This is a genomic window from Paraburkholderia graminis (genome assembly GCF_003330785.1).
Taxonomy (GTDB): Bacteria; Pseudomonadota; Gammaproteobacteria; order Burkholderiales; family Burkholderiaceae; genus Paraburkholderia; species Paraburkholderia graminis.
The window spans coordinates 543,898-559,864 of sequence record NZ_CP024935.1 but is presented as its reverse complement, the minus strand read 5'-3'; the positions used below and the strand labels follow the sequence as shown (position 1 = coordinate 559,864).

15 protein-coding genes are annotated in these 15,967 nt (G+C 61.3%); 3 read left to right on the top strand and 12 right to left on the bottom strand.

The features are described 5' to 3' along the window. Window position 1: 1 nt before the first annotated feature. The 11 genes from cyoD to araD all read right to left on the bottom strand — a co-directional run bounded on the left by cyoD (window position 2) and on the right by araD (window position 11,334). Entirely contained in the window at window positions 2-334 is a 333-nt protein-coding gene (cyoD, locus tag CUJ91_RS20710; RefSeq protein ID WP_053859429.1) for a cytochrome o ubiquinol oxidase subunit IV, read from the bottom strand. Beyond that, the gene (cyoC, locus tag CUJ91_RS20705; protein WP_114156997.1) at window positions 335-943 is read right to left on the bottom strand and encodes a cytochrome o ubiquinol oxidase subunit III; all 609 of its coding nucleotides are present in this window, start codon (window positions 941-943) and stop codon (window positions 335-337) included. Between the two features lie 3 nt (window positions 944-946). Further along, window positions 947-2,953, bottom strand: coding sequence for a cytochrome o ubiquinol oxidase subunit I (gene cyoB / locus CUJ91_RS20700; RefSeq protein ID WP_114156996.1), 2,007 nt, complete (start codon window positions 2,951-2,953; stop codon window positions 947-949). A gap of 3 nt (window positions 2,954-2,956) precedes the next feature. Beyond that, window positions 2,957-3,850, bottom strand: a complete 894-nt coding sequence (gene cyoA, locus CUJ91_RS20695) for a ubiquinol oxidase subunit II (protein ID WP_053859432.1) — start codon at window positions 3,848-3,850, stop codon at window positions 2,957-2,959. Window positions 3,851-4,147: 297 nt separating this feature from the next. Next, entirely contained in the window at window positions 4,148-4,633 is a 486-nt protein-coding gene (locus CUJ91_RS20690) for a hypothetical protein (protein WP_244231066.1), read from the bottom strand. A 72-nt stretch (window positions 4,634-4,705) separates the two neighbouring features. After that, entirely contained in the window at window positions 4,706-5,191 is a 486-nt protein-coding gene (locus CUJ91_RS20685; RefSeq protein ID WP_114158011.1) for a hypothetical protein, read from the bottom strand. 5 nt (window positions 5,192-5,196) lie between these two features. Continuing rightward, window positions 5,197-6,045 carry a hypothetical protein gene (locus CUJ91_RS20680; RefSeq protein ID WP_114156995.1) on the bottom strand — a complete coding sequence of 283 codons (849 nt, stop codon included), beginning with the start codon at window positions 6,043-6,045 and terminating at the stop codon, window positions 5,197-5,199. Window positions 6,046-6,189: 144 nt separating this feature from the next. Continuing rightward, window positions 6,190-7,257 (bottom strand): LacI family DNA-binding transcriptional regulator, encoded by a 1,068-nt coding sequence (locus CUJ91_RS20675; protein ID WP_114156994.1) that lies wholly within the window; start codon window positions 7,255-7,257, stop codon window positions 6,190-6,192. Window positions 7,258-7,362: 105 nt separating this feature from the next. Continuing rightward, complete coding sequence (locus CUJ91_RS20670) at window positions 7,363-8,691, bottom strand: MFS transporter (RefSeq protein WP_114156993.1); 1,329 nt, start codon at window positions 8,689-8,691, stop codon at window positions 7,363-7,365. 106 nt (window positions 8,692-8,797) lie between these two features. Next, on the bottom strand, window positions 8,798-9,532 hold the full coding sequence (locus CUJ91_RS20665) for a ribonuclease activity regulator RraA (RefSeq protein WP_029966172.1): 735 nt from the start codon (window positions 9,530-9,532) through the stop codon (window positions 8,798-8,800). Window positions 9,533-9,549: 17 nt separating this feature from the next. Beyond that, window positions 9,550-11,334: an L-arabinonate dehydratase gene (gene araD, locus CUJ91_RS20660; protein ID WP_114156992.1), complete on the bottom strand. Its 1,785-nt coding sequence runs from the start codon at window positions 11,332-11,334 to the stop codon at window positions 9,550-9,552. A 210-nt stretch (window positions 11,335-11,544) separates the two neighbouring features. Between araD and CUJ91_RS20655 the strand changes: the two genes are divergently transcribed. The 3 genes from CUJ91_RS20655 to ligK are packed head-to-tail and all read left to right on the top strand — an operon-like array spanning window position 11,545 to window position 14,064. Then, window positions 11,545-12,315: an IclR family transcriptional regulator gene (locus tag CUJ91_RS20655; RefSeq protein WP_114156991.1), complete on the top strand. Its 771-nt coding sequence runs from the start codon at window positions 11,545-11,547 to the stop codon at window positions 12,313-12,315. 37 nt (window positions 12,316-12,352) lie between these two features. Next, window positions 12,353-13,378: an amidohydrolase family protein gene (locus CUJ91_RS20650; protein WP_053859437.1), complete on the top strand. Its 1,026-nt coding sequence runs from the start codon at window positions 12,353-12,355 to the stop codon at window positions 13,376-13,378. A gap of 2 nt (window positions 13,379-13,380) precedes the next feature. Beyond that, a complete protein-coding gene (gene ligK / locus CUJ91_RS20645) occupies window positions 13,381-14,064 on the top strand; it encodes a 4-carboxy-4-hydroxy-2-oxoadipate aldolase/oxaloacetate decarboxylase (RefSeq protein ID WP_029966178.1) in 684 nt (227 codons plus the stop codon). Between the two features lie 46 nt (window positions 14,065-14,110). Here the strand turns inward: ligK and CUJ91_RS20640 are convergent, their stop codons facing one another. Continuing rightward, window positions 14,111-15,841, bottom strand: a complete 1,731-nt coding sequence (locus tag CUJ91_RS20640) for a hypothetical protein (RefSeq protein WP_114156990.1) — start codon at window positions 15,839-15,841, stop codon at window positions 14,111-14,113. Between the last annotated feature and the right edge of the window lie 126 nt (window positions 15,842-15,967).

Sequence of the window (15,967 nt, the reverse complement as noted above, 5' to 3'; positions counted from 1 at the left end):
CCTATCGGGACATCATATTCATACTGACGTTATGCATGACCCACACCGTCCCGCCGATCAGGAACAACGCAGCCAATGCCGTATAGGCCAATGCCATGACATTCCAGCGCTGCCCGGCTGACATGTCGATATGCAGAAAGAACACGAGATGCACGACAATCTGCACGAAGGCGAGAACGGAGAGCGCGATCATCGCGGTCTGCGCCGGGAAAGCGCCGTGCATGACAAGCCAGAAAGCAGCCGCGGTCAACACAACCGACAGTACGAAGCCGGCGAGATAACCGCGCAGACTGCCGTGACCCTGGTCGCCCGAAAGTGATTGCATGTGAGCCATTTACAGCACGCTCCCCAGATAGACGAACGAAAAGACGCAGATCCACACAATGTCGAGGAAGTGCCAGAAGAGACTTAAACACGCGAGACGTGTGAGCTGGCGCTCCGACAATCCAGGGCCGCGTACGATCTGTACCGCGAGCACCGCCATCCATACGAGACCCACGGTGACGTGCAAGCCGTGCGTGCCCACCAGTGTGAAGAACGCCGACAGGAACGCACTGCGGGTCGGCCCGGCGCCCTCGGCGATCAGATGCGAGAACTCGCGCATTTCCAGAGCGAGAAACGCGAGACCGAGCATGAACGTCACCGCGAGCCAGGCGAGTACCGCAGCGGATTTGCCGCGCCGCGCGGCAAGCATCGCGAAGCCGTATGTGATGCTGCTCAACAGCAGCGCGGCGGTCTCGACCGCGACGCCGCCGATGTCGAACAGATCCTTGCCCGATGGGCCGCCCGCGAACTGATTCGACATCACGGCGAATACCGCGAAGAGCGACGCGAACAGCACGCAATCGGTCATCAGATACAGCCAGAAGCCGAAGACCGTGTCCGATGAACCGTGATTGCCGTGTCCGCCATCGAGCGAAACGGAGAGTGTATTGTTCGACATGAATCAGGCCTCCACAGCTTCCAGTTCGCGGTTATTCACCGCTGCGGCCGCGGGGCCACGCTTGCTTTCTATTTCCCGCACTTTTTCCGCGGGAATGTAATAGCCGTCGTTATCGCCGAAGCTGCGCACGATCAGCGTCGCGACGATTGCGAGCAGCGCGGCGACCGCCAGCCACGTGATATGCCAGACGCCGGCAAACCCGAGCACGAGGCTGAACATACCGATCAACAAACCGGCACTCGTATTCGACGGCATATGGATGTCGCGATACACCGGCGCTTTCGCGTGGCCGCTCGCGGTTTCCTTCATGTGTGTATAAGCGTCGAGCTCGTGCACCGTCGGAATGATCGCGAAGTTATAGACCGGCGGCGGCGATGATGTCGCCCATTCGAGCGTGCGGCCGTCCCACGGATCGCCCGTCATGTCGCGATACTCGGGCTTGTTGCGGTTCGCCACACTGACCCACACTTGCGCCACCTGAAACACGACGCCGATAGCGATCAACACGACGCCGCACGCGGCGGCAATCAGCCACGGATGCCACGCCGGATTGTCATAGTGATTCAGGCGCCGCGTCATGCCCATGAAACCGAGTACATAGAGCGGCATGAACGAAGCGTAGAACCCCACGAACCAGAACCAGAACGCGCACTTGCCGAGCTTTTCATTGAGCTTGAAACCGAACGCTTTCGGGAACCAGTAGTGGAAACCGGCCAGGTACCCGAACACCACGCCGCCGATGATCGCGTTATGAAAGTGCGCAATCAGAAAGAGGCTGTTATGCAATACGAAGTCCACGCCGGGAATCGCCATCATGACGCCGGTCATGCCGCCGATCGTGAATGTAATCATGAAGCCGATCGTCCACAGAACCGGCGCGGAGAACTCCAGCCGTCCACGATAAATCGTGAACAGCCAGTTGAATATTTTCACGCCAGTTGGAATGGCAATCACCATTGTCATGATGCCGAAAAACGCATTGACGTCCGCGCCGGAACCCATCGTGAAGAAGTGATGCAGCCACACGAGGAATGCGAGCACCATGATCGCGCAGGTTGCATAGACCATCGTCCGGTAACCGAATAGCGGCTTCTTGGAGAACGTCGCAATCACTTCCGAATAGATGCCGAATGCCGGCAGCACGAGGATATAGACCTCGGGATGTCCCCATGCCCAGATCAGATTCAGGTAGAGCATGGCGTTGCCGCCCGCTTCATTCGTGAAGAAGTGCATGCCCATGTAACGGTCGAGGCCGAGTAGCGCGAGCGCCACCGTCAAGATCGGGAACGTGGCCATGATCAGCACATTCGAGCAGAGCGCCGTCCACGTGAACACCGGCATTTTCATCAGCGTCATGCCGGGCGCGCGCATCCGCACGATCGTCACGAAGAAGTTGATTGCGGTAATCAACGTGCCGACGCCGGACAGTTGCAGACTCCATATGTAGTAGTCGACGCCCACGCCCGGACTGAACTGCAACTCCGAGAGCGGCGGATACGCGAGCCAACCCACCTGCGCGAATTCGCCGACCACGAGCGACAGATTCATCAGAATCGCGCTGATCGCAGTCATCCAGAAACTGAGCGAATTGAGGAACGGGAACGCGACGTCGCGCGCGCCGATTTGCAACGGCACGACGAGATTGAACAGGCCGACCATTAACGCCATCGCCATGAAGAAGATCATGATGACGCCGTGCGCGGTGAAGATCTGATCGTAGTGATGCGGCGGCAGGTAGCCTGGCGAATGATAGGCGAGTGCAAGCTGCAGGCGCATCATGACTGCATCGACGAAACCGCGCACGAGCATCAGCACGGCAACGACGATGTACATCACGCCGATCTTCTTATGGTCGACGCTGGTCAGCCACTCGTGCCAGAGCCATTTCCATTTGTGAAGGCGGGTCAGTGTCGCGACTACCGCAAGCACCATGACGAGCATCAGTGCGCCCGCCCCCATGATGATGGGCTGATCGAACGGGATCGCGGAGAGTGTCAGATTTCCGAGCATGTGCTAACCCTTTGTGCGGCAATTGCTGTTTTGCGGATCAAGAACATTACCGTTGTTGTACTTCGCAATGATGTTGTTGAAGAGTCTCGAATCGACCGACGAGAAATAGCCGACCGGCTCCTTCTCGCTGGGTTTCGACACCGAGTTGTACTCGTTCATATCGAGCCGGCGCGGCGACGCTTTCACTTTGTCGACCCATGCGTCGAACTGCGCGGGCGTGACAGCAAGCGTGCGGAACTTCATATCCGAAAAGCCCTTGCCGCTGAAATTGGCGGAAATGCCGGCGTAGTCGCCCGCGTGGTCGGCGATCAGATGCAGTCGCGTTTGCATGCCCGCCATTGCGTAAATCTGGCTTCCGAGTTGCGGAATGAAGAATGAATTCATCACCGAATCGGACGTGATTCTAAAATCGATCGGCGTACCCACGGGTACTGCAAGCTGATTGACCGACGCAACGCCGAGTTCGGGATAGATGAAGAGCCACTTCCAGTCGAGCGCGACGACTTCGACTTTGATCGGCTTGACCGCCGATTCGATCGGCCGGTAAGGGTCCAGTTCGTGCGTCGTGTTCCAGGTCAGAATGCCGAGGAACAGAATGATGAGCGTGGGTACGGTCCACACCACTGTTTCGATCGCGGTGGAGTGCGCCCACTTCGGTGCGTACGTCGCGTTGTGATTGCTCGCGCGATAACGCCAGGCAAACACGATGATCATGACGATCACCGGCACGACGACTAGCAGCATGGCCATTGTCGCCGTACTGATCAGCGACTTCTCCGCCATGCCGATACTGCCTTTCGGATCGAGCAGCTCGAGATTGCTGCACCCCGAAAGGCACGCGGAGAGCCCAGCCCCCAAGGGTATCAATACCCGTTCAAAGGTCTTTTTATTCACCATATCTGCTGATTTCCGTGGACCGATCTGAAACGCTACACAATGTTCTCGCCATGAAGACCAGACCACTACTTCATGCGCTGTGGAATTCTAAGAGTGCGGCGGGATCGGGAACATGATCCTGGACAAGCTACGTGCAGAGGTGGGGTGGGCGGGCGAGTTGGGCGGTGCTGGGGAGGGGGAAGGGAGTGGCCGCGACGATTTCAATGCGGTCGTGGTAGGGACGAGGTGGAGTCTGCGAGAAGGCCGGATGCCTTCTTTATTGTCGAACTGATGCCGTCGAGTGGCGCAGCCGCGAAATCAAGAAAATGAATATGGATCGATCTTGCCGCCTTCGATCACAAAGTGCTGTGCATCAAACGCGGGCGCGAAGAATCGCCAGTCTTCCTCTTCCGGGGTACAGGCCGGCGTAATGGTGACGCGCAGCCCTTCAGGCATTGAAAGAATTACTCCGCCCGATTTGTTGGCCAAAACGTCTTCGACAATCGTCAGCCCATGCTTCACCAGCAACTCGTCAAGTTGCTTCGCCGCGCGGTGGGCTTCCTCGTCAGTCCCTGAAAGAGCGTTCTGTGTGGCTATGATTTCGCCCGTCCGCTCAACCTGCCAGTTGCATTGGATGTGAAGCGCCCATTCACCAACCTGTTTAACCGCGCCTTTGAAATTCGTGACCTGTCTCAGCGAACCAAACTGCATTGTCAGCATGTTTGCGGCGTGGCTTATACCGCTCACGTTTAGCCCTCGGAGCGCAGACAGGTGACGTTCAATCTCTTTTCGCGTATCGATCATAAGGGAATCGGTTTATATTCCGGCCTCGCTACCGGAAATCGAACATGTCTTTAGCGCGCTCCATTATCCCAGTCACGATAGGGACCAAGGATCCACCTTCCCACCTGTAATCACAAAGTGCTTGGCATCCGATCCCGAAGCAAAGAACCGCCAGTCCTCCTCGTCCGATATTCCGTCAGTGGTGATCGAAATCCGGACATCTCCGGACAAGCCGATGCGCACCATGCCGTTATCCCCGACCTCAATCGTTTGAACTTCGGTCGGCCCCTTGTCTACAACCAGGTCGCGGATGCGGTGCGTCATCTCCCGCATGCTCGTTTCAGAAGCCGCAAAATCACGATAGGCTGCCAGGACTGTCGCTCCTTGTTCGATTGTCCAGTCGCATTGAATATGTAGTGACCATGCGCCGACACGTTTTATAGTTTGGCGCTTTGTCGTTATTTCCCGGATCGGCCCGAACTGCAGGGTAAGCATGTCCGCTGCGTGTCCCACGCCGCTGACGTTCAACCCGACGAGGACCAAAAGGCGCTGTTTGATCTGTTCACGCGTATCAATCATTTCAGTCATCCTCCAAACAGGTCTCTAGCGTGATCCATTAATCCGTGATAGTTCATTTCGTCGTCGTCCTGTATGTCATCGTGAAGTTGTCGAGCCTGGTCCTGGTTCAAGCCAAGAGCCTTCACGACCGCTTTGAACTGCTTGTTTTGCGCCTGATTGTTTCCCGGACGGCCATCGCCCGCCGCCAGTTCCTCAACGTCGCCATCCTGTACATCGGGCTGATAGTCAAACGGCTGCGCGTCGCCGAGTGGCGTCGATCCGTCGAGGCCAGTGTCATCCGGCCCGACCACCCCCGCAGTGTCATCGCCGTTGTCTATCGCCCCGGCCACCGGTTCGACCTCACAAACCAGGTAACCAGCACCGCTACTTACCGCAGCACGCGCGGCTCGGGCCGCATTAATCCGATCAACGGAGGCGTTATACCTTTCGATGTAAGCCGTCGCGGCAGCGTAGGACATTCCGCAATCGTTCATTAACGAGCTGCGGAAGCTGGGAAGCCCCTGGGGCTTAGGTGGTGGATTGCCACCCGCGCCTGTCCGCGATTGTTCGCCAATCAGAACAACACTCTCGCCGCGAATCATGGACTGCAATGTCTCTATGACCTCAACGTCAGCGCCATTCTTTGCCAGCCGCTCGTGCCAATAGAAATTCGTCCCGAGAAAGGACCGGACCCGCCCAACGAGCGCGGCGTCTTTAGCCCACACATCGGCGTATGCGCGTTGGGAGAACTTCTTGCCTTCTTCAACCGCCTGTTTCTGCTCGGTCGAAAGAAAGATGCGACCGTTTCCGTAGGCATCCTTACTGTACATCACCCAGCGTTGAAACGAATCCGTCTTCAGTTCAGTCCCAGCCATCGCCCGCCCCGTCGCTTATGACGGCGTAACGCTAGCAGATTGCCGAACACCCATGTTTTTGGGATATTCCTTTTTTGTTGGAATGTTGCCCTGCGGACACACGTGCATCAACGAAAACGCCGCCCCCTCATAGAAAAACCCACTTCAACTACTACCACGCCGCACGACCTCAAACCCCACATCGGTCACCTTGCCCTGCCCCGACCCACTAAGCCGATCGAGCAGACACCGCGCGGCCGTGACTCCAATGCGCGTGCCATCGACATGCACCGAAGTAAGTTGCGGCGTCGTCTCCGTCGCGAACTCGAGATCGCCGAATCCGCAGATCGCCAATCGCGACGGCACGCTCAACCCCATTTGCCTCGCCGCGCTCAACGTGCCGATCGCGAGCAGATCCGAGCCGCAAAACACGGCGTCGATATCCGGCGCCTGCTCGATCAAACGAGGCAGCGCCGCCTTGCCGAGCGCCACCGAACTCGGCGGCGCGACGAGTACTTCGGCAATCCCGGATATGCCCGCCTGCGCGAGCCGCTCACGAAAACCGCGGCGACGGGCGAGCGCGCGTTCGTCGTTAGCGGACACGAGCCCTGGCTTGCGCACATTCCTTTGCAGAAAATGCTCGGCGACCGCGACGCCGATCTGGTAATGCGAAAAGCCGACCAGCATGTCGATCGGTCGATCGGTCATGTCCCACGTCTCGACAATCGGAATGCCGACGTTCGCAAGCCGCTCGCGCAGCGAATCGGTATGCGCGACGCCCGTCAGCAGCACGCCTTCGGGACGACGGCTCAGCACTGCGTCGAGCAAAACCTCTTCGCTCGAATCGTCGTAGCCGCTCAGCGCGAGCAGCACCTGGTAGCCGGCGCGTGACATGGTTTCGCTGAACACCTGAATGGTTTCGGAAAACAGCGAGTGCGCGATGGTCGGCACGATCGCCGCGATGAGCCGCGAGCGCGACGACGACAAGCCGCCCGCGAGCCGGTTCGGCACATAACCGAGTTTTTGCACGACCTGCCGCACGCGTTCCAGCGTCTCCGGCGCGACCGTCTCGGGGCTGTTGAACACGCGCGACACCGTGATCGGTGCGACGCCCGCTTGCGCGGCGACATCGGTGATGCGCAAGCCCTTGGGACCGCCGCGCATGCGCCGGACGGGCGCCGCCGCGTCGGGCAACTCGGCGCCGGCGGCAGCGGGCGGTTCTTTATTCGGCATGGTGGCTGACAGGAGAAGATGGATCGCGCGCGTATTCTAAACCGCGCCATATCGCGCACGGCTCGGGCACTCGCGCGACATGCATCGAGCGCTGCGCGTCGTGGCTTACTCAGTCACCGCGACCCCGCTTTGCGCGACACGGGCGCCTCGGTCGCGGCGCAAGATGAAAACCGTGACGATAGCGAATACGAGCAGACAGGTCGCGGGAATCATCATCGGCGCCTTCACGCTGCCCGTCGTCTGACGAACCCACGGCACGAGGTTCTGCGCGATGAAGCCGCCGATGTTGCCGAGCGAATTGATCGCGGCAATGCCGGCCGCGGCACGCGCGCCGAACAGGAATTTCGGCGGCAAGGTCCAGAAGCACGGAATCAGCAGATACATGCACGGCGCGCCGAAACACAGCGCGATAAAGCGCAGCGTGTTGGTCGGCAGAAACACGGCGCTCGCGAAACACATCACGCCGAGCAGTGCCGAAACCAGCATTGCGATCAGCGCGCGATTACCGGTGCCGCGCAGTTTCGAAGGCAACCATGCGAGTACGATCGTCGCCATCAGCCACGGAATGATGTTGAGCAAACCGTTGGTCGTGTTGCTCACGCCGAAGCCCTTCACGAGCGTCGGCAACCAGTAGCTCACGCCGTAGACTGAAATGGACAGCATCATGTAGTAGAGCGCCATGCCGATCACGCGCGGCTCGGTCAACACGCTCAGCAGCGAACCGTGCGTCGCAACGCTCGCCTTGATCTGCGCGCGCTCGGCATCGAGCGTGTTCGTGAGCCACTGCTTCTCGTCGGCGGAAAGAAACTTGGCCTCTTTCGGCGACGACGGCAACAGGAACAGCACCACCACGGTCAACAGCACCGACGGCAGTCCGGTGACGATGAACACGAGTTGCCAGCCGTCCAGCCCCGCGAGCCCGCCCTTGTCGAGCAGCCAGCCGCAAATCGGCGCCCCGACCATATTGCCGAGACTGCTGCCCACCGTGAAATAGCCGAGCATGCGCACGCGATGCCGCGACGGGAACCACAGCGTCAGATAATAGATCACGCCAGGATATAAACCGGCTTCCGATGCGCCGAGCAGAAAACGCAGCACGTAAAACATCGTCGCGTTCTGCGTGAAGGCGAGCAATATCGTCACCACGCCCCACGTCAACATGATGCGCGCCATCCAGCGCGGCGCGCCGTACTTGTGCAGCATCACATTGCTCGGCACTTCGAAAATCAGATAGCCGATGAAGAACAGCGACGCGCCCAGACCATACGCGACCTCGGAAAGTCCGAGGCTGCCGAGCATTTGCAGCTTCGCAAAGCTGATATTGGAGCGGTCGATATAGGCAACCAGATAAAGCAGCCCCAGCAGCGGCATCAAACGCAGGGCAAGGCGGTTGATCAGGCGCGATTCGGCGATGGCCGGTGTCATGGTGCTCACAACGTCTCCTACGGCCGCGTGTTTTGCGCGAGCCTGTTTCCTGCGATGGATCAATCAAGCGTCGTTCGATTCGGCGATGCAGATGCAGATGCAGATGCCACGCCGCTTATGGCCGTTGCGCACGCCATTGCGCGTATGCGGCCAGCGTTTCCTCGTTCGGCGGATAAGTGCCGCGCAATGGCCGCCCTTCTTCGATCCGCGCGGCGATGAATACTTCGAGCTGCTCCTGCTCGGCGGCATCGCGCGCGACATCGGCGGCCATTTCACGCGGCACGATCACCACGCCGTCCACGTCCGCGACGACGATGTCGCCCGGATACACCGCCACGCCGCCGCACGCGATCGGCACGTTCATATCGACCGCATGATGTTTCGCGAGATTGAGCGGCGCGCTCGCGCCCGCGCACCAGATCGGCAAGCCCAGCGCCGCGATGGTGCCGCTGTCGCGCACGGGTCCGTCCGACACCATGCCCGCGACGCCGCGCTTCGCAAGACGCAGCGCGAGAATCGAACCGACCGATGCCACCGATCGCTCGCCGCGGCAGTCCTGCACGAGCACGCTGCCGGCAGGCGCCGTTTCGACGGCCTTGCGCTGAGGATGATCCGGGTCCTGAAACACGCCGACGTGATCGAGGTCTTCGCGCGCCGGGATATTGCGCAGCGTGAACGCGGGACCCACGACATTCGGCGCGCCGGGCGCGGGCTTCACGAGCGGCGCGACGCCTTGCAAGAACACGTTGCGCAAGCCGCGCTTGAAGAGCTGCGTGGTCAAGGTGGCCGTGCTGACGTGCCTCAACTGTTCGAGCGTCGCTTCGCTCACGACGATTTCGGATGCGGTCATGAAGGACTCCGTTTGAATTAGTGGATCTCGGGTTCGCCGCGTTTCGCGTCCGGCGCGCTTTGTGCCGTGTCGTGCGAAGCCGCCGCCTTCAGCGGCTCTTCGAGAAAGTCGAAGTCGCAGCCTTTATTCGCCTGCAACACATGCAACTGATGCATCACGCCGAAGCCGCGCTCGAATGGCAGTTTCGGCGGCTGCCACGCTGCTTCGCGCGCGGCGAGTTCTTCGTCGGTGACGTCGAGATGCAAACGCCGCGCGGCCACGTCGAGCTCGATCATGTCGCCGTCCTTCACGAGCGCAAGCGGGCCGCCGACGAACGACTCGGGCGCCACATGCAGCACGCACGCGCCGTAGCTCGTGCCGCTCATGCGCGCGTCCGAAATGCGCACCATGTCGCGCACGCCCTGCTTCAGGAGTTTTTGCGGAATCGGCAGTTGGCCCCATTCGGGCATGCCCGGCGCGCCGACCGGCCCCGCGTGCTGAAGGACGATCACCGAATCGGCGCTCACGTCGAGCTCTTCCATGTCGATGCGCGCCGCCATGTCCGTATAGTCCTTGAACACCACGGCGGGACCGCGATGCTTGAGCAGATGCACTTCCATCGCGGCCGGTTTGATCACCGCTCCGTCGGGGGCGAGATTGCCGGTCAGCACGGCGAGGCCGTCGCTTGCCACGACGGGATTGCTGCGTCGGCGGATCACGTCGTCGTTGAATATTTCGGCACCCGAAATGTTTTCTCCGAGCGTCGCGCCGTTGACCGTCAGTTGCGAGCCGTCTATCAGATCGCCCAGTTCCACCAGCAGCGCGCGCAAGCCGCCCGCGTAAAAGAAGTCTTCCATCAGGTACTGACCCGACGGCCGCAGATTGCCGATCACAGGCGTGATACGCGACAGTTCGTCGAAGCGCGCGGTCGTCAGGTCGATGCCGGCGCGACGCGCCACGGCCACCAGATGCACAATCGCATTGGTCGACCCCGACATCGCGAGCACGGTGGTGACGGCGTTATCGAATGATTTCGCGGTGAGAATGTCCGACGGCTTGAGGTCGGTCCACACCATCTCGACGATGCGCTGCCCGGTCAGCGACGCGAACTGCGCATGCCGCGAGTCGACGGCGGGAATCGACGAAAAGCCCGGCAGCGTGAGGCCGAGCGCTTCGGCCGCGCTCGTCATCGTCGAAGCAGTGCCCATCGTCATGCAATGGCCAGGCGAGCGCGCGATGCCGCTCTCGATGCCCTTCCACTCGTCCTCGGTGATGTTGCCCGCGCGCAGTTCGGCCCAGTATTTCCAGGTGTCCGAACCGCTGCCGAGCGTGCGGCCGTTCCAGTTGCCGCGCAGCATCGGACCGGCCGGCAGAAAGATCGCCGGCAGGTTCATGCTGATCGCGCCCATCAGCAGGCCAGGCGTGGTCTTGTCGCAGCCGCCCATCAGCACGCAGCCGTCGAACGGATACGACTTCAGGATTTCCTCCGTCTCCATCGCGAGGAAATTGCGGTACAGCATCGTGGTCGGCTTCTGGAACGGCTCGGCCAAAGTCATTACCGGCATCTCGACCGGAAAGCCGCCGGCTTGCCAGATGCCGCGCTTCACTTCCTCGACGCGCTGCTTGAAATGCGTATGGCACGAGTTGATCTCGCTCCACGTATTGACGACGGCGATCACCGGCTTGCCCATGTAATCGGACGCGTGATAGCCCATTTGCGCCGTGCGCGACCGATGACCGAACGAGCGAAGGTCGTTCACGCCATACCAGCGATAACTGCGCAACTGCTCGGATGTTTTGCGGTTCGCCACTGATGTCTCCATGGTATCGCTACCATCCCGTCACAAGGCTTTATCGCGGGACGGCGCTGTCGTGATAGACGCGATGGTAGCGATACCATCCGGCGCTGTCGCTCAGGGATATTACCGACGAGGCTCCTGCGTCCGCGATTGACGGCACGAGGCGATCGGACTAGCATTGTTCCATCCAACGATTATTGGTTCTATCCAATAGAACAAACACCGGAGCGAATCATGGCCCGCAGTAGCGAGACGGCGCGCACGCCGCAAGGCGTCACCTCGAGCGGCATCGACGTGCTGGACCGCGCGGCGTCGATCCTTTTCGCGTTTCGCCGCAATGACGAACCGCTCACGCTGACGCAGCTTTCCGAGCGCACGGGGCTTTACAAGAGCACGCTGTCGCGGCTCGCGCAGGCGCTGTGTCATCACCAGCTTCTGATTCGCCGCGACGACGGGCGCTACTGGATCGGCTCGGCCGCGATGCACCTGAGCGCGGTCTATGAAGCCGGCTTCGATCTGCGCGACATCCTGCTGCCCGCGATGAAGGAATTGAGCGAGGAAACCGGCGAGGCCGTTTCGTTTCATGTGCGCGAGCGCGATCACCGCGTGTGCCTGTATCGCATCGCGTCGCGCCACTCGATCCGCGCCGAAGTGCAGCAAGGCGACACGCAACCGCTCGAACGTGGCGCGGGCGGCCGCGTGCTACTGGCGTTCGCGGGCGAACCCGGCGAGCCGTACGAGACCGTGCGCTCGCGCTACGTGTATCTGTCGATGGGCGAACGCGACCGCGAAACCTCGGGAATTTCAGCGCCGGTGTTCCGCGTCGGCCAGGAACTCGTCGGCGCGCTCGGCATCGTCGGACCCTCCGCGCGCATGGGCATGGAGGAGATGGAGCGCTATCGCCCGCGCCTGCTGGAATTCGCCGCGCGCGTGACGAAGGCGTTGGGCGGCGACGCGGAGCCTTTGTTCGCGGCGGCGTCGGCTACAGAAACCGCGTCGCGCTGACGCCACATCACACCGCATTTCAATTCGGACTACTTGCATGATCATCGACATTCACGGTCACTACACGACCGCACCGAAAGCGCTTGAAACATGGCGCAATCGCCAGATCGCCGCGCTCGGCAATCCCACTGACGCGCCCAGGCCGTCCGAACTGCAAATCAGCGACGACGAACTGCGCGAGTCAATCGAAACCAACCAGTTGCGTCTGATGCGCGAACGCGGCCTCGACCTCACAGTATTCAGCCCGCGCGCGAGCTTCATGGCGCATCACATCGGCGACTTCAACGTGTCGAGCACATGGGCCGCGATCTGCAACGAACTGTGTTATCGCGTGAGCCAGTTGTTTCCCGAGAACTTCGTTCCGGCTGCGATGCTGCCGCAAAGCCCCGGCGTGGACGTCGCCACCTGCATTCCCGAACTCGTGAAGTGCGTCGAGCAGTACGGCAATGTCGCGATCAATCTGAACCCCGATCCATCGGGCGGACACTGGACGAGTCCGCCGCTCTCCGACCGCTACTGGTATCCGATCTACGAGAAGATGGTCGAGTACGACATTCCCGCGATGGTCCATGTCAGCACGAGTTGCAACGCGTGCTTTCACACCACCGGCGCACATTACCTGAACGCGGACACGACTGCGTTCATGCAGTGCCTCACGTCCGATCTGTTCCGCGACTTCCCCACGCTCAGGTTCGTGATTCCTCACGGCGGCGGCGCAGTGCCCTATCACTGGGGACGCTTCCGCGGCCTTGCACAGGAAATGAAAAAGCCGCTGCTCGAAGAGCATTTGTTGAAGAACATTTTCTTCGACACCTGCGTCTATCACCAGCCGGGCATCGACCTGCTGACGAAAGTGATTCCCGTCGACAACATTCTCTTTGCCAGCGAAATGATCGGCGCGGTGCGCGGCATCGATCCGCAAACCGGCCACTACTTTGACGATACGAAGCGCTATGTCGAAGCAGCGGAGATGAATCCGCAACAGCGCGACAAGATCTATGAAGGCAACGCGCGGCGCGTCTATCCGCGCCTCGATGCCGCACTCAAAGCACAAGGACGTTGAACATGTTTGAACTCGGCGTGGTTTATCGCAACATCGCGCGCGCGGATAGCCGCGTCGCGGAAGGACTCGGCGCGCTCGGCAGCGCAACCGTTCACGAAGCCATGGGGCGCGTCGGCCTGATGAAGCCGTACATGCGGCCGATCTACACCGGCGCGCACGCATCGGGGACCGCGGTCACGGTGCTGCTGCATCCCGGCGACAACTGGATGCTGCACGTCGCGGCCGAACAGATTCAACCGGGCGATGTGGTCGTGGCCGCCGTCACCGCCGACTGCACCGACGGCTATTTCGGCGACCTGCTCGCAACGAGTTTCCAGGCGCGCGGCGCGCGGGCGCTCATCATCGATGCAGGCGTGCGCGACGTGACCGTGCTCACCGACATGGGCTTCCCTGTCTGGAGCAAGGCGATCTCGGCGAAGGGCACGATCAAGGCGACGCTCGGCTCGGTGAATATTCCGGTGGTCTGCGCGGGCGCACTGGTGACGCCGGGCGATGTGATCGTCGCCGATCACGACGGCGTGGCCGTGGTGCCGTCGGCGCAAGCGCAAGAGACGCTCGACAAGGCCAGCGCGCGCGAAGCAAACGAAGCGCAAAAGCGCGCGAAGCTCGCCTCCGGCGTGCTGGGCCTCGACATGTATCAGATGCGCGAGCCGTTGCGGCAACTGGGGCTGCGCTACATCGACTGAGTGTGAAGCGTGATGCCGATCGGTCAGGCATCGTTCGGCATCGCGCTCAATTGTCCGGATGGCTCGCGACGGCGCTCACGAACGCGCTATACGTCTGATTGACCACCACGCCGTCGATCATCACGCCATACGTGGTGTTGCCGCTATCGAGCTCGTAGTACATCGTCGACTGGATGTTCTTTGTCTTTCTCGCCTGATAGTAGCTCGCGTAGCGTGCGCTGATGTAATCCGCGCGATAGGCCACCGTCTTTTCGGGTCCGGTATTCCACTCGGTCAGCAAAAACGGCTTGCCGTAACGCGCTTTGCAGTAAGTCGGCAGATCGAAGCCGGGACCCGAACCGTCCGAACCGATGTCGAAGATGTCGCCGTAGATCTCGTAGTTGTGCCACGTCGTCATGTCCCAGCGCACGGTCGGGTAGCCGCTCGTGCCGTCCGGTTGCGTGCCGTCCCACAATGCGTCGGCGGCGCCGACGTCCGCGACGCAGAAGTTGATCCCGCATTTCGCCGCGGGCTGCGCGGACTTCACGCCATCCATCATGCCGCGCATCAGGCCGCGCATGACCGGCCAGTTCGCGTTGCTGAAGTCGACGGCCTTCGTCCCGGCATTGGTGGAGTCGAGAATGATCGCGGGATCGCGAGTCAGTTCGTTGCCGCACTCGTACATGACCACGCCGTATGGCGCGAGCGCGCCGGCGACTGTCACGCCGCACGAATGCCCCCGCGCATACGCCGCCGATTCGCTCGCGAGCAGCGCGCCGTTGGCGTCGCGCATGCCGATCTGGATCACCACGAACAGCGTGAGCCCCGCCGCCTGGAAAGCCTGCGCGAGTCTGACGACGGCCGTGAGTTCGGTGGGGTCGTCGGTGACGCCGACGCGATATGTCGAGCAGCCCATGTTCTGCATGATCGACACGACCTGCGCGGGCGTGTAGCGATAGTCGTAGTGTCCGTTGATGCCATGGAACATGCCGCTAGCGGCCGCCACCGGAATACGCGGATCGGCGCACGGCAGCCATTGGTCGATGTCGTTGCACACGTAGAACTGCGCGCCCGCCGCGCGGCACCACAGCTTGCCGCCGTACCACAGCAGCAGCGACACGTTGGAGCTCACGCCGACCGCGGCGTTGTTGCGCAGAACGACGCCGTTCGCGACGGTCCAGATTGCGCCTACTCTATCGATGATGCGCGACGCGCCAGGAATCGTCGTGCCGTCGAGCGACGTGCCGCCGAGGCGCGGATCGGCGCACGCGTACCACGCCGAGCCGCTCCAGCCGTAGAACTGCCCGCCCGTGCCCTGGTGATAGATCACGCCGCCGGACCACAGCAGCAAGGACACGCTGAACGTGTTGCCGGCCTTCGCGCCGTTGCGGTAGACCGATCCGCCGACGACGGTCCACACCGCCGCCTGATTGTCGATGACCGATGCCGCGGGCGGAATCGCCGTGCCATCCGCCGACGCGAGCGCGGACCCGGATGCGTCGTTATTCGACGTATTCGACGCTCCGTTGTTGCCCTTCGATCCGCTCGACGTTGCGTTGCTCTGCGTGGCCCCGGTGCTGCCAGTCGCCGAGGTCGTGCCTGTGGTCCCTGTGGTCCCTGTAGTGCCTGTAGTGCTTGTGGTTCCCGACGCCGCGCTCGTTGAACTGGACGTCGCGCTGGTCGTCACGCCCGCGCTCGTCCCCTTGCCGTCGCCGCCGCCACCGCCGCCGCATGCGCTCAGCACATAACTGCCGCTGACAGCCGTCAGCAAGCCGAGAAACTCACGTCGTTTAACCATGGCAAGACAATCCAACGCCGGGGAGGCCCGGACAAAAATCGGTGAAATCAGAGGTGGTTGCGGATGGGGAAAGCAGCGCTGCCTTTATTCGTTCGCCATCCTGATCAATCGGCGTTGGGCGCCGAC